Below are 24,076 nucleotides of genomic sequence, written 5' to 3' on the forward strand. Positions count from 1 at the left end.
CTGACTCCAGCATACACGCCTGCCGGTTTCATTTGCTGGCGGAACATTGTCCATGAAACCGCTCCAGACCTCTTCCGGCGACCTGAACACCGATCGTCGTGCCGACTATGCCGAAATGCTTCACGCATCCGGCGATCATGCGGCAGCAGCCGAGCTGCTGCTCGGCGCGCTGGAATTGGCGCCGCATTGGGCGATGGGCTGGTTCCGCCTCGGCGAGATGCAGGAAGCCGCAGGCGCCGTCGATCAGGCAGCGCAAGCCTGGACGATGGCGCTGAAGCTGGAGCCGGTGGATCGGCTTGGCGCGGCGCTGAAGCTGCAACTGATCGGCAAGGCGCCCGCCGCGGCCTTGCCACCCAGCGCTTTCGTCGAAGCGCTGTTCGACCACTACGCCGAAACCTTCGACGAGGCGCTGGTCGACAAGCTCGGTTACCTCCTGCCCGCGTCTCTCGACCAGGCCATCCGGGTGGCAAGGCCAGGCCGCTTCCGGCTGGCGATCGATCTCGGCTGCGGTACCGGCCTGATGGGGCAGAAATTGCGGCCGATCGCCGATCGCCTGGAGGGTTATGACATCTCGGCCAGGATGCTGGGCAGGGCGCGGGTCAAAGGCGTCTATGATCATCTCGCCAAGGCGGACCTGCAGGATTTTGTCTATGCCGGGCCGAAAGCCGATCTGGTAGTGGCGGCCGACGTGTTCATCTATGTCGGCGCGCTCGAAGGCATGATGAAAACGATCGCCCGAATGCTTGCAGGCGACGGGCTGCTCGCGTTCTCGGTCGAGACGCTCGCCGGCACCACCGACTTCGCGTTGCAACCGTCGCGGCGCTACGCGCATTCGGAAATCTATGTGCGCAGGGTGCTCGCCGCCAACGGCTTTTTGACCCTGTCGGCGGAAACAACCATCATCCGGCAGGATCGCCGCCAACCGGTTGAGGGGCTGGCCGTGGTCGCGGTTCTGCTCGCTTCACCGGGTGATGCGTGAACAGGATTTTCGTATACAGGCCACACCATCGTTGCATTGGCTGCGAAAAAGTCCGATTCCCATGCCCGAAAGATGGAACATTGATACGGAGCACGCCCATGCGCTGGAACTTGGTGATCTTGGCATCTTGCCTGGCAATGGCGGGCTGCGCCGGCTCTTCGCTGGCCGAACGGCAGGATGAGAACGTCGAGTCTTCCCTGCAATTCGATAGCGTGCCTTGCGACCAATTGCTGGTGCAACGAAACGCCTTGGCGCAGCAATATCGCCTGCCGCAGGACGCCAAGCCCTCCTTCTCCAATTCGGGGGTAGGCTTCGGCCCGTTCACGCCCGATGTCCGTTCCAAGACCCAGCGCGATGCCGAACAGGCCAGCGGCCGCATCGACGCCATGAACCGGTCGATCACCCGCCGCGAATGCGGCAAGCCGGCCAAGCAGAACAAGTTCGCCCTGCCGAGCTAATATCCCGCGTCGCGATCGACCAGATTGTCCAGCTTCTCGCCGCGCTCGAACGCCGCCATCTGTCGCAGCATGATCGGCACCAGGTGCACGGGATCGGAGGTCGCCGCCGCGTGCGGCGTGACGAACACCTTCGGGTGACTCCACAGCGGACTGGTCTTGGGCAGTGGCTCGACCTCGAACACGTCGAGGCTCGCTTCCTTCAGCGTGCCGTCCTCCAGCGCGCGCAGGATGTCGGCGTCCTTCTGCAGCCGGCCGCGCCCGGCATTGATCAACACCGAGCCGCCGAGACCGTTGCGCTTGCGCAGCTCCTTCAGCACACCATGGTTGATCATGCCTTGCGTCTGCGGGGTGAGCGGCAACAGCACCACCAGAATGTCGGTGGCATTGAGGAACGGGATCAATCCGGCCTCGCCAGAATAGGTCGAGACGCCTTGCATCGGCCGGTCGCTGCGCGACCAGCCATTGACCGCAAAGCCGAGCGACAGCAGCGCCGACGCCGCCGCGCGGCCGAGATTGCCGAGCCCCATGATGCCGACGGAGATGTCGCCGGCCGGCCGCTGCGGCGGCTCGTGCCAGATCTTCTTCGGCTGCTGCGAGCGATAGAGCATGCCCTGGCGATGGTGGTCGAGCACCCGCCAGACGACATATTCGGTCATGTGCTGGGTCAAATTGTCGGCGACGATTTTCACGATCGGCACGTCAGGCAAGGTGGGGTCGGCGAAGATGTGGTCGACGCCGGCGCCGATGGAAAAGATGGCGCGCAGATTGGGCAGCGACGACAGCAGGTTCGGCCGCTGCTTCCACACCACCGCATAGGTGATCGAGGGGTCGCTTGCGCCCTCCGGCTCAAGCACGACTTCGCGCTCCGCCGACAAGAGCTCGCGCCAGCGCCGCGGATGAATACCGGTGAGGGCAAGCAGGATACGGCCTTTTTCCATTTGCGGAGTATTCTTCCCTGTTGTCCGAGCCTCGCGGCCTACTCGCTGACGATGCCGACCGGCGCCGTCTCGATCTTGAAGGCGGCCGAGAGCAGCGCCCGAGTATAGTCGGTTTGCGGGTTTCCAAAAATCTGCTCGGAAGGACCAGCCTCGACGATCGTGCCATTGCGCATGACGATGACGTCGTTGGCAAGAGCGCGGATGACCTTCAGATCGTGGCTGATAAACAGATAGGCGAGATCGTGCTTCGCCTGCAGGCTGCGTAAGAGGTCGACGACCTGCGCCTGCACGCTCATGTCGAGCGCCGAGGTCGGCTCGTCGAGCATGACGAAGCGCGGGTTGAGCACCATGGCGCGCGCAATGGCGACGCGCTGCCGCTGGCCGCCGGAGAACTCGTGCGGATAGCGGTTGCGCGTGGCGGGGTCGAGCCCGACTTCCTTGAGTACATCAACGATGCGCTTGTCGCGCTGATCGGGCGACAGTTTCGGTTCGTGGATCTTCAGCCCTTCCTCGATGATCTCGGAGACCGACATGCGCGGGCTGAGCGAGCCGAACGGATCCTGGAAGACGATCTGCAATTCGCGCCTGAGCGGCCGCATGTCGTTGAAGGTCAGTTTGTTGATGTCGCGTCCGTTGAACTGAATGCTCCCGGTCGACGAGATCATCCTGGCCAGTGCCAGGCCGAGCGTCGTCTTGCCCGAACCGGATTCGCCGACGACGCCGAGCGTCTGCCCGGCGCGCACGGTGACATCGATGCCGTCCACCGCCTTCACATTGTCGACGGTGCGCCGGAAAAAGCCGCGTTTGATCGGAAACCAGACCTTTATGTCCTTGCCGGTCATCACCGGCTTGGCGGCATCGTTGGCGGCTGGCGGCTTGCCCTTCGGTTCGGCGGCAAGCAAATGCCTGGTGTAGGCGTGCTGCGGGTTGGCGAAAATGTCCTTGGTCGGACCGGTCTCGACAATCTTGCCCTTGGTCATCACGCAGACCCGGTCGGCGATCTTCCTGACGATGCCGAGATCGTGGGTGATGAACAGCATCGACATGTTCTTGCGGCTCTTCAGGCCTGCAAGCAGCTCAAGGATCTGCGCCTGCACGGTGACGTCGAGCGCCGTTGTCGGCTCGTCGGCGATCAGAAGCTCAGGCTCGTTGGCCAGCGCCATGGCGATCATGACGCGCTGGCGCTGACCGCCGGAAAGCTGGTGCGGATAGGCGTCGAGACGTTTTTCCGGCTCGCGGATGCCGACCTCGTTCAACAGTTCCAGCGTGCGCGCCTTGGCCGGGCGGTCGCCCATTCCCTGATGCAGCTTCAGCACCTCGATGATCTGCTGCTCGATCGTGTGCAGCGGATTGAGCGAGGTCATCGGCTCCTGGAAGATCATGGTGATGTTGTTGCCGCGTACGCGGCGCAGTTCCCTCTCGTTGGTGGCGAGCAGGTCGGCGCCCTGGAACAGGATCTGCCCCGACGGGTGGCTGGCTGTCGGATAGGGCAAGAGCTTCAGCACCGAAAGCGCCGAGACCGACTTGCCGGACCCGGACTCGCCGACCAGCGCCATGGTCTCGCCCCTGGCGATGTCGAAGGAGATGTGGTCGACGGCCATCGACTGGCGCCCTTCTTGCGTGAAGGCGACGCTGAGATCCCTGACGGAGAGGAGAGGGGCTTCGCTCATCGGAACGTCTTGCGCGGATCGAACGCGTCGCGGGTCGCCTCGCCGACGAACACCAGCAGCGACAGCATCAGCGAGATGACGACGAAGCCGGAAATGCCAAGCCATGGCGCGTTGAGGTTGCGCTGGGCCTGCTTGAGCAGTTCGCCGAGCGAAGCCGAACCGGGCGGCAGGCCGAAGCCAAGGTAATCGAGCGAGGTCAGCATCGAGATCGAGCCACTGAGCAGGAAGGGCAGGAAGGTCAGCGTCGCCACCATGGCGTTGGGCAAGAGATGCCGGAACATGATGGTGCGGTTGGGCACGCCGAGCGCGCGCGCCGCGTTGACATATTCGAAATTGCGGGCGCGCAGGAATTCGGCCCGCACCACGCCGACCAGAGCCACCCAGGAAAACAACAGCATCAGCCCGAGCAGAATGAAGAAACCGGGCGGCAGGATGGCCGCGATGATCAGCAGGAGATAGAGCACCGGGATCGCCGACCATATCTCGATAAAGCGCTGGAACAGCAGGTCGGTCCAGCCGCCGAAATAGCCTTGCAATGCTCCGGCCGACACGCCGATCAGCGCCGAGCCGGCGGTGAGGATCAGGCCGAACAGCACCGAGATCCTGAAGCCGTAGATGACGCGCGCCAGCACGTCGCGCGCCTGGTCGTCGGTGCCCAGCCAGTTCCAGTTGCCGACATTGCAATTGGGATCGGCCGCACCTTGCGGATACTGGTTGCACAGGGTCTTCTTGTCATAGAGCCAGGACGGCTTGGTGGGCGCTGCCTCGGGAATGGCATTGTTGACGGTCTGGTAGGAGTAGCGGACCGGTGGCCAGATCATCCAGCCATGGGCCTTGATCTCGTCCTGGATGACCGGGTCGCGATAATCGGTAACCGCATAGAAGCCGCCAAACTTCTCCTCGGGATAGGCCACCAGAACCGGAAACAGGATTTCCCCCTTGTAGGAGGCGACGATCGGTTTGTCGTTGGCGATCAATTCGGAAAACAGCGACAGCACGAACAGCACGAGGAATATCCACAACGACCAGAAGCCGCGCTGGTTCGCCTTGAAGTTCTGCCAGCGGCGCTGGTTGAGCGGCGACATCCGGGGCCGGGCGATCCGGTCCGGCGTCGTTTCGGCGGCAGCTTCCGCCATCAGATGTCTCTCCGCTCGAAGTCAATGCGCGGGTCGACCCAGGTGTACATCAGGTCCGACAGCAGCCCGATGAACAGCCCGATGAGCGAGGTGATGTAGAGATTGGCGAAGACCACTGGATAGTCCCGCTGCAGCACCGAGTTGAAGCCGAGCAGGCCGAGACCGTCGAGCGAGAAGATGTTCTCGATCAGCAGCGAACCGGTGAAGAAGGCCGAGATGAAGGCGCCGGGAAAGCCGGCGATGACGATCAGCATGGCGTTGCGGAAGACATGGCCATAGAGAACCTGCCGTTCCGACAGGCCCTTGGCGCGGGCGGTCACCACATATTGCTTGCGGATCTCCTCGAGGAACGAGTTCTTGGTAAGCAGCGTGGTGGTGGCGAAGGCCGACAGCACCAGCGCCGTCAGCGGCAGGGCCATGTGCCAGAAATAGTCGACGATCCGAGCCGGCCACGACAGCTGGTCCCAATTGTCGGACGTTATGCCGCGCAGCGGAAACCAGTCGTAGAATGATCCGCCGGCGAAAAGCACCATCAACAGGATGGCAAACAGGAAGCCGGGAATCGCATAACCGACGATGACGACGCCGCTTGTCCACACATCGAACGCCGAGCCGTCCTTGATCGCCTTGCGAATGCCGAGCGGGATCGAGATCAGGTAAGACAGAAGCGTGATCCACAGCCCGATCGAGATCGACACCGGCATCTTTTCGAGGATCAGGTCGAGCACCGAAATGTCGCGGAAATAGCTGTCGCCGAAATCGAACCTGATATAGTTCCACAGCATCATGCCGAAGCGCTCGAGCGGTGGCTTGTCGAAGCCGAACTGCTTTTCCAGCTTGGCGATGAATTCCGGATCAAGCCCTTGCGCGCCGCGATATTTCGAGCCGACGTCGCCGGCGACGTCGAAATTGCTGCCGCCTGTATCCCCGCCACCGCCGCCGCCCAGACGATCGTTGCCGCCCTGGTTGGTCAGCCTGGCAATGACCTGCTCCACCGGTCCGCCCGGCGCAAACTGGATGACGGCGAAGGATATCGCCATGATGCCGAACAGGGTCGGGATCATCAACAGGATGCGGCGCAGTATATAGGCGCCCATCAGGCTCTCTGTCCTGTTCGAGCCAAAATCTCAGGCTTTGCCAATTTTTGCCGCCTTGCCCTTGTCGAACCACCACAGCGTTTCGACCGGAAAGCCGAAATCGGGTTTCTGCTCGGGAAAGTCGAACATGTCCCAATAGGCGACGCGGTGATTCGCGAGATAGTATGTTGGAATCCAGTCTAGCCGCGCGCGCAAGACCCGATCGAGCGCCCTGAGCGCCGTGATGAGTTCAGTCCGGCTGTTCGCCTTGCCGGCTGCCTGTATCAGCGCATCGATGGCAGGGCTTTCCGTGCCGGGATAGTTGCGCTGGCCCGGCGTGTTCGCCATCCGGGAGTCATAGAGTATCTCCAGGCCGTCGGCGGTAGGCGTCGCTCCGATCGACCAGTGGAGCAGGTTGAAATCGAAGTCGAAATCGCTCTGCCGCTTTTCATATTGCGTCGAATCGACCTGCCGGATCGAAGCGTCGATCCCGATCGCCTTCATATTCTCGGCCCATGGGGAAAAAATGCGAACAAGCCCATCGTCCTCGGCCAGCATTTCCACCCGCAGCCGTTCGCCTTTTTCATTGACGACAAAATTGCCCGCCCGCTTCCAGCCGGCCTCGGCAAGCAGTTTCGAAGCGGCGCCCAGCAGCTTGCGGTCGTGGCCCGAACCATCGGAGACAGGTTGCATAACCGGTTCGCCGAAGGCTTCTGGTGGCAACTCGGCTCGAAACGGCTCGAGCAGGGCCAATTCCCCGGGTGAGGGTAGGCCCTCGGCCTTGTAGTCCGACCGCTCGAAGTTCGATTGCGAGCGCTCGTAGGAGCCGAAAAACAGAACCCGCTGGATCCATTCGAAATCGAAGCAATTGGCGATCGCTCGCCGCACGCGCGCATCGCGAAATTGCGGACGGCGCTGGTTGAGCGCGACGGCCTGCATGTCCGGCGACTTCTCGCCGGGAAACTCCCGCTTGACGACCTTGCCATCCTTCAGCGCTGGAAAGTCGTAGCCTGTCGCCCAAACCCGCGAGGTAAATTCCTCGCGAAAATGCGTGTCGCCCTTCTTGAAGGCTTCGAACGCTGCCTGGCGATCGAGATAAAAGTCGATACGGATGCCGTCGAAATTATTAAGGCCACGGTTCACTGCCAGGTCGCGGCCCCAATAGTTGGCAACGCGATCGTATTCGACGGTTTGTCCGGCGACCACCCGCCCAATTTTGTATGGTCCCGAACCGAGCGGCGGTTTCATCGTCGAGGCATCGAACTCATTGGCCGTATAATAGGCCTTGGATACGATCGGCATTGCAGCGACCGAGAGGATATTCTGCGCTGACTGTTCGCCATTGAAGGTCAGGTTGACGGTTGCGGGATCGACCGCGACCGCTTCCGTCATATGCCGCAACGCCTTGGAAAGGTTCGGATGGCCCTTCTCCTTGTAGAGCTTCAACGCAAAGACAACATCTTCTGCGGTCAGCGGCGAGCCGTCGTTGAAGCGCGCTTGCGGCCGCAGGCTGAAGCGGAAGCCGTTGCGGTCCGGCGATAGGGTAACGGACTCGGCAAGCAGGCCGTAGACCGAATCCGGTTCGTCAAGTGCGCTTGTCATCAGCGAATCGAAGCAGAGTTCGGTACGGGGCGGCGAATCCCCCTTCAACACCAGAGAATTCAACGTGTTGAAGGTCAGGAAGCTCTGATTCAAGGTGGAGTTGGGCGGCGCGAAATTCATCTGGCCGCCCTTGGGGGCGTCCGGATTCACATAGTCGAAATGCCTGAAGTCAGCCTTGTATTTGAGATCACCGAAAGCCGACAGGCCGTGCAGTTTTACCCCGGTCGGGATGGTGGCGAAGGCCCGGCCGGGCAGCAGCGTTGCCGCCGCGGCCGCGGCGCCGAGCGCCAGGAAGTCACGGCGGGGCAGCGCCGATTGGCGCCCCATCAATTGGCGCCCCATCAATTCGTGCCCTTGTATTTCGCGGCCAGCGCCTTTTCCTTGTCGGGATCGATCCACCAGGAGTTCTGATCGACGCCGCTATAGGCGGGTTGTTTTTCGGGGATACCGAACTTGTTCCAGTAGGCCATCCAGACCACGGCCCGGTAATATTGCGGCACGACATAGTAGTTCCACAGCAGCACCCGGTCGAGCGCATGGGTGGCGGCGACGAGGTCCTCGCGGTCGGTGGCAAAGATGATGCGGTCGACCAGCGCGTCGACCACCGGGTTCTTGATGCCGGAATAGTTGCGTGAACCGGGCGTGTCGGCGGCCTTCGAGCTCCAGAAGTCGCGCTGCTCGTTGCCCGGCGAGTCCGATTGTCCAAGCTGCCCGATGATGACGTCGTAATCGAAGTTGTTGACGCGATTGATATACTGGGTCTGGTCGATCATGCGCAGCGTGGCGTCGACACCGATCTTGCGCAGATTTGCGATATAGGGGCTGGAGATGACCTGGTCGGTGTCGTTCCAGCCGAGGATCTCGAATTTGAATGGCTCGCCGGTCTTGGCATTGACCATCTTGCCGCCCTTGATCACCCAGCCCGCCTGAGCAAAGAGGTCGACCGCCTGCTTCAGGTATTTTCGCTCCGCCTGCGGCGAATCATAGACCGGAAGCTTGAATTCCTGGGTGAAGAGTTCGGGCGGCAGCTTGTCGCGATACTCTTCGAGGATTTCCAACTCCTTGCCTTGTGGCAGTCCGCTTGAGGCCAGTTCCGTGCCTTGGAAATAGCTGCTGGTTCGGGTGTTGAAACCGTAGAACAGCGTGCGGTTCATCGTCTCGAAGTCGAAGGGGTACGTTAGGGCAGCCCGCACGAGGCGATCCTGGAAAAGCGGCCGCCTTTGGTTGAGCATGAAAGCCTGCATCGGTTCAGGTGAAGTCGTCTTGAATTCCTTTTTGATGACGTCGCCCGCCTTGATCGCCGGGAAATCGTAGAATGTCTTCCAGCGCCTTGAACTGTTTTCCGGCTTGATGTCGTCCAGCCCCCCCTTGGTGAAGGCCTGCCAGGCAGCATTGTCGTCGAGGATATAGGTGAAACGCTGCGTATCGAAATTCTCGCGGCCGATCTTCACGGGCAGCTTGGCACCCCAATAGTCGGGCACACGTTGCCAGACGATTTCCGAACCCGGCCTGAAGCTGGCGATCTTGTAGGCAGCCGAACCCAATGGCGGCTCCAGGGTCGGCCGGGTGATATCGCGCTTCTTGCCCTTGGCGTCGGTGCCTTCCCACCAGTGCTTCGGCAGTACGACGAGATCGCCAATGATCTTCGGCAGTTCCCGGTTACCCTTCTGATTGAAATGGAACTCGACCTCGCGATCGGACATCGCGACCGCGTCGGTGACGTTCTCGAAATAGCGGCTGTACATCGGGCTGTTCGCCTTCAGTACCTGGAATGACCAGACCACGTCGTCAGTCGTGATCGGCTGGCCGTCATGCCATTTTGCCCTGGGGTCTAGCCTGTAAGTCGCCGAGGAATAATCATCTGGATATTTGTAGGCGTCGGCGACCAGCGGATGGGAGGTGCTGCCCTCGTCGGTCGCCTGCTCCATCAGCGTGTCGTAGAGCAGGCCACCGCCGAATGGGAGGAGGCCGGCGGCTGGCGATCCCTGAACGATATACGGGTTGAAGCTGTCGAAAGTGCCAAGCACCACAGAATTCAGCGTGCCGCCCTTCGGCGCGTCGGGATTGACATAGTCGTAGTGTTGGAAATTGTCGCCATATTTGGAGTTGCCGATCAGCGACGAGGTGGTGCGCCATTCATCCGCACGGGTCGCCTGCAATCCGGCGGTCAGAAGGACCGCTGCCAGCAACGACCTCAGAAGCGTTCGGCCAACCGTCATGCGTTCTCCTCTTCGCGATGCACGTCCTCGGGCAATCTAGATCATTTGACGCCCATGAAAACCGCCGCAGGTCGGCTTTGTCGCCGCATATGCGGTTTTCCTAACAAAAAAGCCGGGCAGAACCCGGCTTTTCTATGGATGCTTCCATGACAATTGCGTTATTTGGCCGGCGGGGGAGCTGGACTGGGGAGGCCGTCGGACGGCCGCCAGTGAAAATGGCGAAAAATCGAAGACCTCGACACCGCCGAAGAGCACCTGACCTTCGCCTATCAACAGTTCGCGAAATCGATCCAAGACATGCGCGACCTGCAAGCCGAGCACGATGGCGAACAGGGCAACAAGGCCACGAAGGAAGCGGAGGCCAAGCTGGGCCCCGCGCTACAAGCGGCCGCTGTGCCGGCGCAAACATAGCGCCCACTCGTCCACGGGGGGTCGCGGGCGCGCGAGGGAGAGGCCGGCCAGATTAAAACAAGCGCAATCTTTTATGCATCTGGTTCAACCATTCGGACGGTTTGGTGGCGCGGACGATTGGAACACAAATCGCTTCCATCGCAGTAATCGCCTCCCTCATCTTGTCGGCAATCACGTCAGGATCGCTCGTACCGGCCCATATTTGGTTCTCGAACGATCGCCTTGTTTCCGGATTCAAGCCGCGTTCATCCATGAACTGCGCTTGGTAGTTCGTCGTTGCTGCTGCGCGAAAACTTCGGATAGCTTCATCCGCAGGACGAAATGCGTCTGACGCAGGATCACCGAACAAGGCTCTCATCCGAAATCGATAAGAAAAGAATTCCGACCAAAATTCGGATTGGGTATTAAATCTTGCAATTGGAACAAACAGATGATTTCGGCGGCGCGTCTCCTCTTCAGTTTCTCCTTCTTCTTTCGCTCGACCCTCACCCTCTTGGGTGTAGGACATTGGTGACCTCAGCACATTCATCTTGTGCTCCGCCTCATAAAACATTTCGATGACTTTTTGGCAGAGTTCGATGTCGCGCTTGCCAGTCATCTCACGCTTCCACGCGTGGAGACCATCGAAGGCGAAGTAAATGCCCGCCCCGGTGGCGACCGCAGTCAATATCGATTGAATTGTGTCCAGCATAGCTCTCTCCCGCGAAGCGCTATCCTACATGAGTCTCGAATTCGTAGCCTAGCCCGCCTAGGCCTGTGCAGGGCGGGCGCGGACGATCCGGCGCACACCTCGCACACGCCTACGGGCCTAGTTTCAAGTCCTTCTGCCATACTTAACTCAGGTGCAACCAACGCGTGCTAGTCGTGGATGGATTGGATACGTGCTGCAGCGGGCGCCTTGATATGAACTACCATCGGATCCCCATTGTTGCTGTCACCTACGCAATTGGCATAGCAAGCCTTCTGTTGCGTCCGATATATCCGAAGAGCATTTTTGTAGGGCTCTTTGGCATGTGTATATTGCTTGCGGCTTTCACGTGTTTGGTAGCGTTTGAGACCTCGAAGGGCCTATTCAGATCGAGGTCTGAATGGGCCGGCCTTGTCGCGGCTTTTCTAACTATCATGAGCCTAAGCGCATATGGGATGTATCTGACTCTGAGATCCATGATGAGGTGAAGGAGCACGGTGTACAGATCGGTCCCTAAATGGCCGATTTTGGATGAGGTCGAAAACTCCGTCCCATGTAAAATCAATGGCTTAGGGCGCTCTCGGAGCCGATCGACCATGAAAAAAGCCGGGCTGAACCCGGCTTTTCTAGGGATGCTTCGATTACAATTTTGTCACTGGGCCGGGGCAGGCGTCGGAGCGGCGGGGGTCGGTGCCGCAGGAGCCGCCGGCGCCGCACCTTCTGCGGGCTTGGCGGGTGCTGCGCCCTCAGCGGGCTTCGCCGCGTCGGCCGAAGCGCCAGGCGTTGGCAATGGCTTCGGATTGTCGGACAGCGTGCGCAGGTAGGCGATGACGTTGGCGCGATCCTCATCCTTGGGCAGGCCGGCGAAGCCCATCGCCGTGCCCTTAATGAACTTCTTCGGCGAGGTGAGGAAGTGATTGATGTTGTCGTAGGTCCACTTCTCGGCGCCGCCCTTGGAAAAATCCTTCATGCCGGCCGAATAGGCAAAGCCCTGATGCTCGGCCACCGGACGGTCGATCAGGTCCCACAGATCGGGGCCGACCTTGTTCGGGCCGCCCTTTTCACCGGAGTGGCAGGCCTGGCACTTCTTGAACACGGCGGCACCCGCTTCGACATTGGCGGTGGCGAGCAGGTCGGCGATCGGCTTAGCCTCAGCGGCGGGAGCGGCCGGACCGCCTTCGGCGGGCTCGGTCGCCTCAATGGCAAAGCCGGGCTTTTCCGGCGCGGGCGAGGCGAACAGCGAGTCGGACACGATGCCGACCGAGAAGACCACGAAGATGGTTCCGAGCAGCCCGCCGATCAGCTTGTTGATTTCGAAAGAGTCCATACGCCCCAGGCTCCCTTTTCCGGCGGACCGATCCGTCCACTCCGTCCGTCGGTATCTCGACCCAGCCCTCGGAGCCGGTCAAATCGCGCGGAAACTAGGTCTTTTGCTCCGGCGTTGCAACACCTATAAGGGCGCTTCCAGTGAGACCTTTTGCCACTTTTCCCATCCTCTTTTCGAACGCTTGCCGTAGTCATGTCCACGCTGATCCTCATCCCGGCCCGCATGGCCTCGACCCGCCTGCCGGGCAAGCCGCTGGCCGACATCGCCGGCGCGCCGATGATCGTCCATGTCGCCCGCCGCGCCGCCGATGCCGGGCTTGGCCGGGTGGTGGTCGCCACCGATACGCAAAGCGTGGCGGAAGCGGTGCGCCTGCACGGTTTCGAGGCTGTGATGACACGGACGGACCACGAATCGGGCTCCGACCGCATCTTCGAGGCGCTGGCCACGCTCGACCCCGGGCGCAAGGTTGAAACCATCGTCAATGTACAAGGCGACCTGCCGACCATCGATCCCGATACGATCAATGCCGCGCTGAAGCCCTTCGACGATGCGGCGGTAGACATCGCCACGCTCGGCGTCGAGATCGTCCGCGACGAGGAAAAGACCAATCCCAACGTCGTCAAGATTGTCGGTTCGCCGCTGTCCGGGACGCGGCTGCGGGCGCTCTATTTCACCCGTGCCACGGCGCCCTGGGGTGAGGGGCCGCTCTATCATCACATCGGCCTCTATGCCTACCGCCGATCAGCGCTTGAGCGCTTCGTTGCACTGAAGCCATCGCCACTGGAACGGCGCGAGAGACTGGAGCAATTGCGGGCGCTGGAGGCCGGCATGCGCATCGACGCCGAGATCGTTCAGTCGCTGCCGCTCGGCGTCGACACGCCGGAAGACCTTGAACGTGCCAGAACCATCCTTTCAACCTGAGACATTTCAACCGAGACATTTGGCATGCCTGAAAAGACCAACAGAATATCCTTCCAGGGCGAGCCCGGCGCCAATTCCGACACCGCCAGCCGCAACATGTTCCCTGATATGGAGCCGTTGCCGTGCCCGACCTTCGAGGATGCCTTCAATGCGGTCGAGACCGGCAAGGCCGACCTCGCCATGATTCCGATCGAAAACACCATTGCCGGCCGCGTCGCCGATATCCATCACCTTTTGCCGGAATCGAAGCTGCACATTGTCGGCGAATATTTCCTGCCGATCCATTTCCAGCTCATGGTTCTGCCGGGCGTCAGGCGCGACGAGATCAAGACCGTGCACAGCCATATCCATGCGCTCGGCCAATGCCGCAAATACATCCGCAAGAACGGCTGGAAGGCGATCGTCGCCGGTGACACCGCGGGCGCCGCCAAGCATCTCGCCGAGGTGAAGGACCGCACCATGGCGGCGCTTGCACCGGCTTTGGCCGCAACGCTCTACGGGCTCGACATCATCGAGGAGAATGTCGAGGACACCGACAGCAACGTCACCCGCTTCGTCGTGCTGACCAGGAACAGGCAATGGGCCGAACGCCCCTCAGCCGACACCAAGATGATGACGACCTTCATTTTCCGCGTTCGCAACGTGCCGGCCGCGCTCTACAAGGCGATGGGTGGTTTCGCCACCAACGGCATCAACATGACCAAGCTGGAGAGCTATCAGCTCGGCGCCTTCACGGCGACATTGTTCTATGCCGATATCGAGGGCCATCCCGACGATCCGCTGGTCAAGCTCGCGCTTGACGAACTGCGCTTCTTCTCGCGCGAGATGCGGATCCTGGGTGTCTATCCCGCCAGCGAATCGCGCGAGCAATGGAAGGTGGCGGATTGACGGTGCCTGATGCAGGTCGCGCAAAATGCGCGACAAGGCAAAATCAGAGCAGGCCCAGCGGCACGTAGTCGATCTCCATGAAGGCCTCGACCTCCGGAACCCAGCGGTCGCGAACGAAGGCGACATGGTCGGGATGGTCGTTGTAGCCGGTATAGGCCCGCTGGTCGGCGAACTCCATTGAGAAGCCGAAACGGAAATCGTTCTTGGGGCTGACCTGCCGCAATTGCTCGAAATGCGTGACGCCCTTTATCGCGGTGAGGATTCTCTTGGCATCGGCGAGGAACCGTTTCTCCTCGATCGAGTGCGGCGGGTGCTTCAGCGTGAACACGACGGTGTGACGGATCATTTCTTCCTCCTGCGATGTCTTTGCGTTACGCGCTGTCTGCCCAGGCACGGATGAGGTTATAGGCAATCGCTCCCTTCGGCGGTGTGAACAGATTGCCGGGATGCTCCTTGGCGAGCATCGAACGCACCTCGTCGCGATAAAACCAGCGGCAGTCTTCCAGCTCATTGAGGTCGGCCTGGATGTCGTCATTGAGCGGCTCGCCGAAGCAGCCGATCATCAGCGAATAGGGGAACGGCCAGGGCTGGCTGGCATGGTAGATGACGCGGCCAAGCCGGATGCCGGCTTCCTCCAGCGTTTCGCGGCGCACTGCCGCCTCGATCGTCTCGCCCGGCTCGATGAAGCCGGCAAGTGCGGAATACATGCCCGGCGCGAAATGCCGACCGCGGCCGAGCAGGCATTTTTCGGGCGTCGCCGTAAGCATGATCGCCACCGGGTCGGTGCGCGGAAAGTGCTCAGTGCCGCAGGCCGGGCAAAGCCGTTTGTAGCCGCCGGCCCGCATCTCGGACTCCGTGCCACATTTGCTGCAGAAGCGATGGCTTGCATGCCAGGCGAGCAGCGCTGCCCCTTGCGCCAGCGCCCCGGCAGCAGCTTCGTCGATCAGCCCCTGCATATAGACAGAGCGGTAGTCGATGGCCTTGATCGCCTCCGGCAATTGTTCGGGTTCGATACCGGCGGGCACGGCGAGCACCGGGCCGCTTTCGGAAAAGCCGAGCAGCACGCCACGATCGAGCGATGCCTGCAGCGGTTGGCTTTCCCTGGCGCCGAACCAGGGGTCGAAGCCGCCATTTCCGGGCTTCAGATAGAGCCGCCCGCCATGCATCAGCAAAAGTCTTGTCGATGGATCGGCGAGCGCCTTTTCGACGGAATCGTCGGCGCGGTTTTCGGATTGCCGGTCAATCGTGTTGCCGGCGAAGCCGACGAACTGGCTCGGCTCGCGCAAGGGCGCGTCAAACAGGCGGAAGCTCATGGAAGACTCAGGCAAAACTCAAGGGTGGATACCAGACAGGCTTATAACGCTGCCTTGATCGTTTGGGCAAATCGGCGCAGGTCCGAGCGCTGGTAGGGTTCGCGCATGCCGTGCCCCCACACCGGGCCTGGCCAGCCGGGGTCGCCTTCCGAGCGGGCAATGACATGGACATGCAATTGGCGCACAATGTTGCCGAGCGCGCCTGTGTTGATCTTGGTGCAGCCGGTCACGCGCTTCAGCGCCTGCGCCACCATATTGGTCTCGAAGGTCAGCATGGCCTGGTCGAGCGGCGTCATATCGTGGATTTCCTCCACGCCCGGCCGCTGCGGCACCAGCAGCAGCCACGGCCAGCGCCGATCGTTCATCACCCGCAACTCGCACAGCCCGAGCCACATTAGCTGCTCGCTGTCTGCCTCCAGACGGGCATCCAGCGTGAATCCGGCCTTGAGGCCCGGCAGCATCGGCGTTTTCCTCGCTTTGTAGTGTTTTTCTCAAACTCATGAACGCTAGAGCGGCTGCCAAGGGGCCGCAAGAGGCATGCAAGCGAATCATTGGCCAGTTGCGCGACGATTCTCGAGCGCCCTTGCATTTCGCCGCCGAATTGCCGATATGGAAAGCGGGAGGTTGGTGGTGGACGATCCACTCGCCAACCGGGTCAGGTCCGGAAGGAAGCAGCCCTAACGAGCCCGGAACGGGTCATTGTTCCAGCCTCCCGCCTCTTCGCCTTTCTCCCGCGACATTGACGGCGCCAAGCCCTGCGGGCGAAACTATGGGCAGGAATCGGCCGCCTTGCAGACGTGGCCTCTGGAGCTTTACGGGCGAATGAGCGAAGCCGGAAATTCGGGAACCGAAAAGGCCGTTGCCTATCGCGTTCTGGCGCGCAAATACCGTCCTTCGAATTTCTCCGAACTGATCGGCCAGGAGCCGATGGTCCGCACCCTGACCAACGCCTTTGCCACCGGCCGCATCGCCCAGGCCTGGATGCTGACCGGCGTGCGTGGCGTCGGCAAGACCACCACGGCGCGCATCCTGGCGCGGGCGCTGAACTACAAGACCGCCACTGTCGACCAGCCTTCGGTCGACCTTTCCGTGCCCGGCGAGCATTGCCAGGCGATCATGGAAGGCCGCCATGTCGACGTCATCGAAATGGACGCCGCCTCCCACACCGGCATCGACGACATCAGGGACATCATCGAGCGCGTTCGCTATGCGCCGGTCTCGGCCCGCTACAAGGTCTATATCATCGACGAAGTGCACATGCTCTCCACCCAGGCTTTCAATGGCCTGCTGAAGACGCTGGAAGAGCCGCCGCCGCACGTCAAATTCATCTTCGCTACCACCGAGATCCGCAAAGTACCGATCACCGTGCTGTCGCGCTGCCAGCGCTTCGATCTCAGGCGCATCGACCCGGCGGTAATCAAGACTGATCTTGGTCGCATTGCCGGCCTCGAGGGCATCGATGCCGAGGATCAGGCGCTGGCGATGATTGCGCGAGCCGCCGAGGGGTCGATGCGCGACGCGCAATCGATCCTGGACCAGGCAATCGCCCACGGCGCCAGCAAGGTCACTGCCGAGGCCGTGCGGGCCATGCTGGGGCTGGCCGACCGCGCCCGCATCGTCGACCTGTTCGAACATGTGATGAAGGGTGACGTAGCCGCCGCCCTTGCCGAATTCCGGGCCCAATATGACATCGGCGCCGATCCGGCCGCGGTGCTGACCGACCTTGCCGAGTTCAATCACCTCGTCACCCGTCTGCGTTTCGTGCCGACGGCCCTCGACGATGCCTCGCTGTCCGAGGACGAGCGCCGGCGCGGCGCCGACTTCGCCAGGACGCTGTCGGTCAGGGTGCTGTCACGGACATGGCAAATGCTGCTGAAAGGCATTCCCGAGGTGCAGTCTTCCAATCGGCCGGTCAGCGCCGCCGAAATGGTGCTGATCCGGCTGGCGCATGCCGCCGACCTGCCGACGCTGGACGAGGCGCTGAAGTCGCTGGAGGGCGCTGCATCTGTCCCGAACGGCGCGCCGCGTTCGAATGGGACACCGGCAAGCGCTGGTCCGGCAAGTTCTGGCCCACCAGGCCCTGGCAACGGCGGCGGCGCCAGCACCGTGGCGCAGACGCGAATGCCGGCGACCGGCGGCGGTGCGCAGACGATGCGGCTGGTCGAGCCCGAACCGGTGCCTTCTGCCTTTGTTGCGCCGCCTGAGCCGGTCGTCGAGACCCCGCCGGTGCCAGTGAAATCGCTGGCCGACATCGTCGCCCTTGCCGACGCCAATCGCGACATGGCCTTCAAGGTGCTGGTGAAGCGCTGCGTGCGCCTGGTGCGCATCGAGCTCGGCCGCATCGATGTCAGCCTGACTGCCGACGCGCCGAAGATGCTGCTCAACGATCTGACCGCCAAGCTGCGCGCCTGGACGGGCCGCAACTGGCTGGTGTCGCTGTCGAAGGAAGAAGGCGGCCAGACGCTGGCCGAAATGGAATCGACCAGGCGCGAAAATGCCTTCCTCGATGCCAAGAGCGACCCGACCGTCGCCGCCATCCTCGCGCGGTTTCCCGGGGCCAAGATCATAGACGTGCGTATTCCCGACGCGCCGGAAGCCGATGCGGTCGAGGCCGAAATGCCGGTCGAGCCGACGGCGGACGACGACGAACCCTGACAAACTGTGTGAACCTGCAAAGGATCGGACCATGAAAGATCTTCTCGGCCTGATGGGCAAGGCGAAAGAAATGCAGGCCAAGTTCCAGGCCATGCAGGATGAGATCGCCACGCTGGAAGCCACCGGTCAGGCCGGCGGCGGACTGGTCAGCGTGACGCTGACCGGCAAGTTCGAGATGAAGTCGCTGAAGATCGACCCGTCGCTGTTCAAGGAGGACGAGGTCGAGATCCTGGAGGATCTGCTGCTCGCCGCCCACAATGATGCCAAGAACAAGGTCGAGCAAGTCATGCAGGAGAAGACCAAGGCGCTAACGGCGGGATTGCCGATACCCCCGGGAATGAAGCTGCCTTTCTAGGATCGGGATCCAGCCATGCCAGCGGCATCCGTGACCACAGACCCTTCGGCCAGGCTGATAGAGCAGCGCGTCCGAAACAGGATCTATGAGATCCTGGAAATCCTGGCCGATTGCGACAACGGCGTGGATCTGGTCGGGATCAGCGGTTATCTCAATCTTTTCGAGGATTTCGTCCATCGCCCATCGATCGAATCCGGCACGTCGGCTCTTTCGAGGGACGAACGCGCGATCGTGCTGGAAATTGCCGATTTTCTCGAAGCTGCCTGTGCGGCAACCCCTGATTTCACCAAGGCCGAGTTCGTCGAAAGCAGTTGGCCGCGGCAGATTGCGCCGAAAGCAAGGGATGCGCGCCTGCTGTTCCTGCAACGCGGGCTGTTTTCGGAGGAGTTCGAAGAGGCCGAACCCGGGCTACGGCTCGTGCCGTCAGCCAGTTAAATCTGCCCTTTATCGGGTGTGTCTATTCTGCAACTTTCCACTCAATAACGCTTTAGCCATCTTTTTGCCTGAAAGTGTCTCATTCTTGCCGCAACCAGGGGCGGGCTGGCAGCAGAAACGAGGGGACACTTTTGATCTCTACCCCATGGAAGATGCCGTTGTTGCTCGGCGTCGTCACTTCTCCGCTGTTCTTGGCCGCCTGCAGCCAGACCACCTCGCATGGCATGTCCAGCCTGACCGATGCCATCACGCCGAGTTTCCTCAATACCCGGGCCTACAATTCCACGCCGAAGGACAAGGAGTGCCTGGAGCGCGCGATGTTTTTCGAGTCCAACCGGTCGAGCCGTGACGGCATGATTGCCGTCGGCACGGTGGTCATGAACCGGCTGCGCTCCGGCAAGCACGGCAACACCATCTGCCAGGTGGTCGGCGAGCGCGGGCAGTTCGCGCCGGGCGTAATGACGCGGCCGATGAATTCGAAGGCGATGCCCGATGTCGAGGAAGCCGCCGAGGCCGTGCTCAAGGGCGAGCGCAAGGCCAAGCTGAAGAACACGATGTTCTTCCACACAGCCGGCCTGCGTTTCCCCTACAAGAACATGCACTACACCATGGTTGCCGGCGGCAATGCCTTCTATGAAAAGCGTGGACGGAACTGGAAGCCGCTGCCCGACGAGCCGATGGTCGCGGTAGCCCAGGCTGCGCCGCGGACGTCGACGCCTGCCGCTCCGGTCACGCTCGTCGCCTCCGCCGCGCCGGTAAGGGCGGCCAAGGCAACGTCGTCCAGAACAATCCCGGACCAGGCAACCCCTGTCCAGGCGACCCTGACACAGGCAACCTATGTGACCGCAGCCGCGTCGCTGCCGGCAAAGCCCGCAAAGGCAACTTTGGTGAAGGCGGTCCGCGAGAACGGGACGCGCGAGAATGGGACCGTTGTGGCTATGCAAGAGCCGATGCAGGAACCGGACGCGGCCCGTTTCGGCGGCACTGCCGCAGCACAAACTGTCACCGCATCCCAGGCGGCGCCGGCCGAGCCGACAATGGCGTTTGAATCGACGCCCGAGAATACCGACGCCATCGGTGCGATGATCGCCGGCCAGACCCGTCCGCTGGACGAAAACTGACGGCTAAGGGTTCTTGCGATCGCCTTGGCGGCAATGTCCTTGCCGTTGATTGGGACACGCGGTTGTAGTGTTCCAAAGCGCGCGGAAAAATCCTAAACCGATGCGATGTCCAAGCGAATCGCCGGTCCCGAGATCGAACGCCTGATCCAACTCCTGGCCAAGGTGCCTGGACTCGGTCCCCGTTCGGCCAGGCGCGCGGCACTCCATCTCATCAAGAAGAAGGAACAGCTGCTGTCGCCGCTCGCCGCCGCCATGAGCGAGGCGGTCGACAAGGTGCGCATCTGCTCGACCTGCGGCAATGTCGATACGTCGGACCCTTGCATGATCTGCACCGATCCGCGCCGTGATGCCGGCACGCTGATCGTCGTCGAGGACGTCTCTGATCTCTGGGCGCTGGAACGGGCGGCCGCCATGAATGTGCGCTACCACGTGCTCGGCGGCACGCTGTCGCCGCTCGACGGCATCGGCCCCGAGCAGCTCAACATCCGCTCGCTGGTCGATCGTGTCGCCGGTGGCGAGGTCAAGGAGGTCATTCTCGCCGTCAACGCCACGGTCGAGGGCCAGACCACCGCGCATTACCTCACCGATCAGCTCTCCGGCTTTCAGGTCAAGGTGACACGGCTGGCGCATGGTGTGCCGGTCGGCGGCGAACTCGACTATCTCGACGAGGGCACGCTGGCCGCCGCGCTGCGCTCGCGGACGGCGTTTTGACGCAATTGGCGGGGAAGGGTGCTCCTGAGATGACTGCATTCCTTCGCATATTCACATTCGCATTCTTCCTGGCGGCGCTTCTCGCCCTCCTCGCCACCCCAGCTTCCGCCGCAAAAATCGACGACCAGTTCCGGGCCTGGCTGCAGAACGACCTCTGGCCCGAAGCCAAGGCGAAAGGCATCTCCGAAAAGGCCTTCGATGCCGCCTTCGACGGCGTCAAACCGAACCTCAAACTGCCCGACCTGGTGACGCCGGGAAAAAAGGCGACGACGCCGCAGAAGCAGCATCAGGCCGAGTTCGGTTCGCCTGGCGCCTATTTCGCCGAAAAGACGGTTCGCGCCGTCACATCAGGCGGCCGGACGCGGGAGGCGGCCAATGCCAGGACGCTTGCCGCGATCGAGAAGCACTACGGTGTGCCGGGCGAGGTGCTGCTGGCGATCTGGGGCCGCGAGACCGGCTTCGGCGCGGCGAAGATGCCCTACGACGCCTTCGAAGTGCTGGGCACCAAGGCGTTCATGTCGACAAAGAAAGAGTTCTTTCGCACCGAGCTTTTGGCCGCACTCGAAATCGTCGAGCGCGGGCTGGCGCCGGTCGGCGCGATGAAATCGTCCTGGGCGGGCGCGCTCGGCCAGCCGCAATTCATGCCGACATCTTTCCTCAAACACGCCGTCGATTTTGATGGCGACGGCCGCGCCGACATCTGGAATTCTGTACCGGACACGCTGGCCTCGATCGCAAACTATCTCGTGCACTATGGCTGGGTGAAGGGCCGTGGCTGGGGTTTCGAAGTGACGGCGCCCGAGAGCGTCTCCTGCTCGCTCGAAGGACCCGACCAGGGCAAGAGGATTTCCGAATGGGCCGCTATGGGCATCCAGCGCGTCGGCGGCAAGGCGTTTCCGGCGAGCGAGTTGAAGAAGGAAGGATTTCTTTTGATGCCGGCCGGCCGCAGCGGTCCGGCCTTCATCGTCACGCCGAATTTCTACGTGCTGAAGGAATACAACACCAGCGACCTCTATGCCCTGTTCATCGGCCATGGCGCCGATCGTATCGCCCATGGCGACAGCAATTTCTCCGGCAGCTGGGGCGCGGTCGGCGGTCTACACAGGTCTGATATCGCCGCCCTGCAACGGGCATTGGAAGCCAAGGGCTACGACGTCGGCAGCGCCGACGGCCTGCCCGGGTTCAAGACGCGCCGCTCGATCGGCAAATGGCAGGTGAAGAACGGCCATGCCGCTACCTGTTTTCCCGACGCCGATCTGGTTGTGACGATTAAATAACTGGAAAAACAGGAATTTCCTGTTCTGTGACTGCCGTTGATGAGCATTCCCGGTCGCTCGCTGCCGCCGTTTTGGCCGCAGTAACCGGCTGGAAAAAATGCTCGTTGCCGGGTTTGCGGTCGCCCGATATGGTGTGGACCAACTGGACAAAAATTGCCGCGATAACAGGTCCGGGGCCATCGTTCGGCCGGCACAAGAACGCTTCAGCCCTGAGCCGGGAACTCAGGTCAACAAAAACAGGGAACAGTCACCATGATGATGGAAAAGTTTGCTCTTCGCTCCCGTATCTTGCTCGCCGGCGCGGCCATGTCGGCGCTGCTTCTGGCCGGCGCGCCCGCCCTTGCAGTCACGCCCGCCGACACGCTGGTCGAAGGCTTCGCGATCGACGACATCATCTCCATGGACCCGGGCGAGGCGTTCGAACTGTCGACCGCCGAGGTCACCGGCAACACCTATGATCTTCTGGTCCGCCTCGACCTCAGCGACACCTCCAGGGTCAAGGGCGATCTCGCCGAAAGCTGGACGGTTTCCGACGATGGCCTGGTCTACACCTTCAAGCTCAAGCCCGGCCTGAAGTTCGCTTCGGGCAATCCGATCACGGCAGCCGACGTCGCCTATTCCTTCGAGCGCGCCATCAAGCTGGACAAGAGCCCGGCCTTCATCATCGGACAGTTCGGCATCAGCGGCGACAATGTCGCCGAAAAAGCCAAGGCTGTCGATGACGCCACGTTCCAGTTCACCGTCGACAAGGCCTATGCGCCGAGCTTCGTCCTGAATTGCCTGTCGGCGACCGTCGCCTCGGTGGTCGACGCCAAGCTGGTCAAGGAACATGTCGCGGCGGTGACGCCGAGCGCCGACTACAAATGGGATAATGATTTCGGCAATGCCTGGCTGAAGACCGGCTATGCCGGTTCCGGCGCCTACAAGCTGCGCGAATGGCGCGCCAACGAGGCTGTCGTCATGGAGCGCAACGACAACTATTTCGGTGAAAAAGCCAAACTTGCCCGCGTCATCTATCGCAATATGAAGGAAAGCTCGGCGCAGCGCCTGGCGCTCGAGGCCGGTGACATCGACGTTGCCCGCAACCTCGAGCCGAACGACCTCGACGCCATCGCCAAGAACGCCGATCTCACCTCGATCAGCGCGCCGAAGGGCACGGTGTACTACATCAGCCTCAACCAGAAGAACCCGAACCTCGCCAAGCCCGAGGTTCGCCAGGCGTTCAAATATCTGGTCGACTATGACGCGCTGGGCTCCACCATCCTCAAGGGCATCGGTGAGATCCACCAGACTTTCCTGCCCAAGGGCGTGCTCGGCGAATTGGACGAGAACCCGTTCAAGCTCGATGTCGCCAAGGCCAAGGAACTGCTGGCCAAGGCCGGCCTCGCCGACGGCTTCAGCGTCACCATGGACGTACGCAACATCCAGCCGGTGACCGGCATGGCGGAATCGATCCAGCAGACGCTGGGGCAGGCCGGCATCAAGCTGGAGATCATTCCCGGCGACGGCAAGCAGACACTGACCAAATACCGCGCGCGCAATCACGACATCTATATCGGCCAGTGGGGCCAGGACTATTTCGATCCGAACTCCAATGCGCAGACCTTCGCCTCGAACCCCGACAATTCGGATGAAGGCAAGACCAAGACACTGGCCTGGCGCAATGCCTGGGACATTCCGGACCTGACCAAAGAAACCGAAGCTGCCCTGCTCGAGAAGGATTCGGCCAAGCGCGCCGCGATGTACCAGGATCTCGAGAAGAAGATCCTCGACACCAGCCCCTTCGTCGTCATCCACCAGCAGCTGGAAGTGGCTGGCCTGCGCAAGAACCTCAAGGGCTTCGCCCTCGGCCCGAGCTTCGACACCAACTTCGTCGGCCCGGTCTCCAAGGAGTGA

22 protein-coding genes and 1 other RNA gene are annotated in these 24,076 nt (G+C 61.7%); 12 read left to right on the top strand and 11 right to left on the bottom strand.

Annotated elements, in window-relative coordinates; translation table 11 throughout:
* Window positions 1-52: 52 nt before the first annotated feature.
* Window positions 53-979: a methyltransferase domain-containing protein gene (locus OHD62_RS04840; RefSeq protein ID WP_263781298.1), complete on the top strand. Its 927-nt coding sequence runs from the start codon at window positions 53-55 to the stop codon at window positions 977-979.
* Window positions 980-1,077: 98 nt separating this feature from the next.
* Complete coding sequence (locus tag OHD62_RS04845) at window positions 1,078-1,437, top strand: hypothetical protein (RefSeq protein ID WP_263781299.1); 360 nt, start codon at window positions 1,078-1,080, stop codon at window positions 1,435-1,437.
* Here OHD62_RS04845 and OHD62_RS04850 read toward each other — a convergent pair.
* The 8 genes from OHD62_RS04850 to OHD62_RS04885 form a co-directional block, all read right to left on the bottom strand.
* A complete protein-coding gene (locus OHD62_RS04850; RefSeq protein WP_263781300.1) occupies window positions 1,434-2,375 on the bottom strand; it encodes a 2-hydroxyacid dehydrogenase in 942 nt (313 codons plus the stop codon). The genes OHD62_RS04845 and OHD62_RS04850 overlap by 4 nt on opposite strands.
* 38 nt (window positions 2,376-2,413) lie before the next feature.
* A complete protein-coding gene (locus OHD62_RS04855; RefSeq protein WP_263781301.1) occupies window positions 2,414-4,045 on the bottom strand; it encodes an ABC transporter ATP-binding protein in 1,632 nt (543 codons plus the stop codon).
* Window positions 4,042-5,181: an ABC transporter permease gene (locus OHD62_RS04860; RefSeq protein WP_263781302.1), complete on the bottom strand. Its 1,140-nt coding sequence runs from the start codon at window positions 5,179-5,181 to the stop codon at window positions 4,042-4,044. Before OHD62_RS04860 ends, OHD62_RS04855 begins: the two co-directional genes overlap by 4 nt.
* Window positions 5,181-6,278: a microcin C ABC transporter permease YejB gene (locus tag OHD62_RS04865; RefSeq protein WP_263781303.1), complete on the bottom strand. Its 1,098-nt coding sequence runs from the start codon at window positions 6,276-6,278 to the stop codon at window positions 5,181-5,183. Before OHD62_RS04865 ends, OHD62_RS04860 begins: the two co-directional genes overlap by 1 nt.
* Before the next feature lie 30 nt (window positions 6,279-6,308).
* The gene (locus OHD62_RS04870) at window positions 6,309-8,186 is read right to left on the bottom strand and encodes an extracellular solute-binding protein (RefSeq protein ID WP_263781304.1); all 1,878 of its coding nucleotides are present in this window, start codon (window positions 8,184-8,186) and stop codon (window positions 6,309-6,311) included.
* A gap of 14 nt (window positions 8,187-8,200) precedes the next feature.
* Window positions 8,201-10,078, bottom strand: coding sequence for an extracellular solute-binding protein (locus OHD62_RS04875; RefSeq protein WP_263781305.1), 1,878 nt, complete (start codon window positions 10,076-10,078; stop codon window positions 8,201-8,203).
* Between the two features lie 463 nt (window positions 10,079-10,541).
* Window positions 10,542-11,180, bottom strand: coding sequence for a hypothetical protein (locus OHD62_RS04880; protein ID WP_263781306.1), 639 nt, complete (start codon window positions 11,178-11,180; stop codon window positions 10,542-10,544).
* A gap of 649 nt (window positions 11,181-11,829) precedes the next feature.
* Entirely contained in the window at window positions 11,830-12,504 is a 675-nt protein-coding gene (locus tag OHD62_RS04885; RefSeq protein WP_263781307.1) for a c-type cytochrome, read from the bottom strand.
* A 192-nt stretch (window positions 12,505-12,696) separates the two neighbouring features.
* Between OHD62_RS04885 and OHD62_RS04890 the strand changes: the two genes are divergently transcribed.
* The gene (locus OHD62_RS04890) at window positions 12,697-13,425 is read left to right on the top strand and encodes a 3-deoxy-manno-octulosonate cytidylyltransferase (RefSeq protein WP_263781308.1); all 729 of its coding nucleotides are present in this window, start codon (window positions 12,697-12,699) and stop codon (window positions 13,423-13,425) included.
* 24 nt (window positions 13,426-13,449) lie between these two features.
* Window positions 13,450-14,313: a prephenate dehydratase gene (locus OHD62_RS04895; protein ID WP_263781309.1), complete on the top strand. Its 864-nt coding sequence runs from the start codon at window positions 13,450-13,452 to the stop codon at window positions 14,311-14,313.
* A gap of 43 nt (window positions 14,314-14,356) precedes the next feature.
* Here OHD62_RS04895 and OHD62_RS04900 read toward each other — a convergent pair whose 3' ends face one another.
* From OHD62_RS04900 to OHD62_RS04910, 3 genes are read right to left on the bottom strand one after another with little or no spacing between them, the layout of a single operon-like run.
* Entirely contained in the window at window positions 14,357-14,659 is a 303-nt protein-coding gene (locus tag OHD62_RS04900) for a Dabb family protein (RefSeq protein WP_263781310.1), read from the bottom strand.
* 25 nt (window positions 14,660-14,684) lie between these two features.
* Complete coding sequence (nudC, locus tag OHD62_RS04905) at window positions 14,685-15,626, bottom strand: NAD(+) diphosphatase (protein ID WP_263781311.1); 942 nt, start codon at window positions 15,624-15,626, stop codon at window positions 14,685-14,687.
* Between the two features lie 41 nt (window positions 15,627-15,667).
* On the bottom strand, window positions 15,668-16,087 hold the full coding sequence (locus OHD62_RS04910) for an HIT domain-containing protein (RefSeq protein ID WP_263781312.1): 420 nt from the start codon (window positions 16,085-16,087) through the stop codon (window positions 15,668-15,670).
* Window positions 16,088-16,245: 158 nt separating this feature from the next.
* On the opposite strand from OHD62_RS04910, the gene ffs reads away from it, so the two are divergent.
* The 8 genes from ffs (at window position 16,246) to OHD62_RS04950 (ending at window position 24,076) form a co-directional block, all read left to right on the top strand.
* Window positions 16,246-16,342: signal recognition particle sRNA small type (gene ffs / locus OHD62_RS04915), an RNA gene on the top strand.
* Window positions 16,343-16,448: 106 nt separating this feature from the next.
* Window positions 16,449-18,281, top strand: a complete 1,833-nt coding sequence (locus tag OHD62_RS04920) for a DNA polymerase III subunit gamma/tau (protein WP_263781313.1) — start codon at window positions 16,449-16,451, stop codon at window positions 18,279-18,281.
* A 31-nt stretch (window positions 18,282-18,312) separates the two neighbouring features.
* On the top strand, window positions 18,313-18,636 hold the full coding sequence (locus OHD62_RS04925; RefSeq protein ID WP_006199387.1) for a YbaB/EbfC family nucleoid-associated protein: 324 nt from the start codon (window positions 18,313-18,315) through the stop codon (window positions 18,634-18,636).
* Between the two features lie 15 nt (window positions 18,637-18,651).
* Entirely contained in the window at window positions 18,652-19,071 is a 420-nt protein-coding gene (locus OHD62_RS04930) for a hypothetical protein (RefSeq protein WP_263781314.1), read from the top strand.
* Between the two features lie 131 nt (window positions 19,072-19,202).
* Window positions 19,203-20,192, top strand: coding sequence for a cell wall hydrolase (locus OHD62_RS04935; RefSeq protein ID WP_263781315.1), 990 nt, complete (start codon window positions 19,203-19,205; stop codon window positions 20,190-20,192).
* A gap of 105 nt (window positions 20,193-20,297) precedes the next feature.
* The gene (recR, locus tag OHD62_RS04940; RefSeq protein WP_263781316.1) at window positions 20,298-20,903 is read left to right on the top strand and encodes a recombination mediator RecR; all 606 of its coding nucleotides are present in this window, start codon (window positions 20,298-20,300) and stop codon (window positions 20,901-20,903) included.
* A 29-nt stretch (window positions 20,904-20,932) separates the two neighbouring features.
* Entirely contained in the window at window positions 20,933-22,180 is a 1,248-nt protein-coding gene (locus tag OHD62_RS04945; protein ID WP_263781317.1) for a lytic murein transglycosylase, read from the top strand.
* Between the two features lie 252 nt (window positions 22,181-22,432).
* Window positions 22,433-24,076, top strand: a complete 1,644-nt coding sequence (locus OHD62_RS04950) for an ABC transporter substrate-binding protein (RefSeq protein ID WP_263781318.1) — start codon at window positions 22,433-22,435, stop codon at window positions 24,074-24,076.

Source organism: Mesorhizobium sp. YC-39, assembly GCF_025753795.1.
GTDB lineage: Bacteria > Pseudomonadota > Alphaproteobacteria > Rhizobiales > Rhizobiaceae > Mesorhizobium.

Bases quoted from the DNA above. Each gene is read 5' to 3' on its own strand.
- OHD62_RS04840 (WP_263781298.1), top strand. From the start codon at position 53: ATGAAACCGCTCCAGACCTCTTCCGGCGACCTGAACACCGATCGTCGT.
- OHD62_RS04845 (WP_263781299.1), top strand. From the start codon at position 1,078: ATGCGCTGGAACTTGGTGATCTTGGCATCTTGCCTGGCAATGGCGGGC.
- OHD62_RS04850 (WP_263781300.1), bottom strand. From the start codon at position 2,375: ATGGAAAAAGGCCGTATCCTGCTTGCCCTCACCGGTATTCATCCGCGG.
- OHD62_RS04855 (WP_263781301.1), bottom strand. From the start codon at position 4,045: ATGAGCGAAGCCCCTCTCCTCTCCGTCAGGGATCTCAGCGTCGCCTTC.
- OHD62_RS04860 (WP_263781302.1), bottom strand. From the start codon at position 5,181: ATGGCGGAAGCTGCCGCCGAAACGACGCCGGACCGGATCGCCCGGCCC.
- OHD62_RS04865 (WP_263781303.1), bottom strand. From the start codon at position 6,278: ATGGGCGCCTATATACTGCGCCGCATCCTGTTGATGATCCCGACCCTG.
- OHD62_RS04870 (WP_263781304.1), bottom strand. From the start codon at position 8,186: ATGGGGCGCCAATCGGCGCTGCCCCGCCGTGACTTCCTGGCGCTCGGC.
- OHD62_RS04875 (WP_263781305.1), bottom strand. From the start codon at position 10,078: ATGACGGTTGGCCGAACGCTTCTGAGGTCGTTGCTGGCAGCGGTCCTT.
- OHD62_RS04880 (WP_263781306.1), bottom strand. From the start codon at position 11,180: ATGCTGGACACAATTCAATCGATATTGACTGCGGTCGCCACCGGGGCG.
- OHD62_RS04885 (WP_263781307.1), bottom strand. From the start codon at position 12,504: ATGGACTCTTTCGAAATCAACAAGCTGATCGGCGGGCTGCTCGGAACC.
- OHD62_RS04890 (WP_263781308.1), top strand. From the start codon at position 12,697: ATGTCCACGCTGATCCTCATCCCGGCCCGCATGGCCTCGACCCGCCTG.
- OHD62_RS04895 (WP_263781309.1), top strand. From the start codon at position 13,450: ATGCCTGAAAAGACCAACAGAATATCCTTCCAGGGCGAGCCCGGCGCC.
- OHD62_RS04900 (WP_263781310.1), bottom strand. From the start codon at position 14,659: ATGATCCGTCACACCGTCGTGTTCACGCTGAAGCACCCGCCGCACTCG.
- nudC (WP_263781311.1), bottom strand. From the start codon at position 15,626: ATGAGCTTCCGCCTGTTTGACGCGCCCTTGCGCGAGCCGAGCCAGTTC.
- OHD62_RS04910 (WP_263781312.1), bottom strand. From the start codon at position 16,087: ATGCTGCCGGGCCTCAAGGCCGGATTCACGCTGGATGCCCGTCTGGAG.
- OHD62_RS04920 (WP_263781313.1), top strand. From the start codon at position 16,449: ATGAGCGAAGCCGGAAATTCGGGAACCGAAAAGGCCGTTGCCTATCGC.
- OHD62_RS04925 (WP_006199387.1), top strand. From the start codon at position 18,313: ATGAAAGATCTTCTCGGCCTGATGGGCAAGGCGAAAGAAATGCAGGCC.
- OHD62_RS04930 (WP_263781314.1), top strand. From the start codon at position 18,652: ATGCCAGCGGCATCCGTGACCACAGACCCTTCGGCCAGGCTGATAGAG.
- recR (WP_263781316.1), top strand. From the start codon at position 20,298: ATGTCCAAGCGAATCGCCGGTCCCGAGATCGAACGCCTGATCCAACTC.
- OHD62_RS04945 (WP_263781317.1), top strand. From the start codon at position 20,933: ATGACTGCATTCCTTCGCATATTCACATTCGCATTCTTCCTGGCGGCG.
- OHD62_RS04950 (WP_263781318.1), top strand. From the start codon at position 22,433: ATGATGATGGAAAAGTTTGCTCTTCGCTCCCGTATCTTGCTCGCCGGC.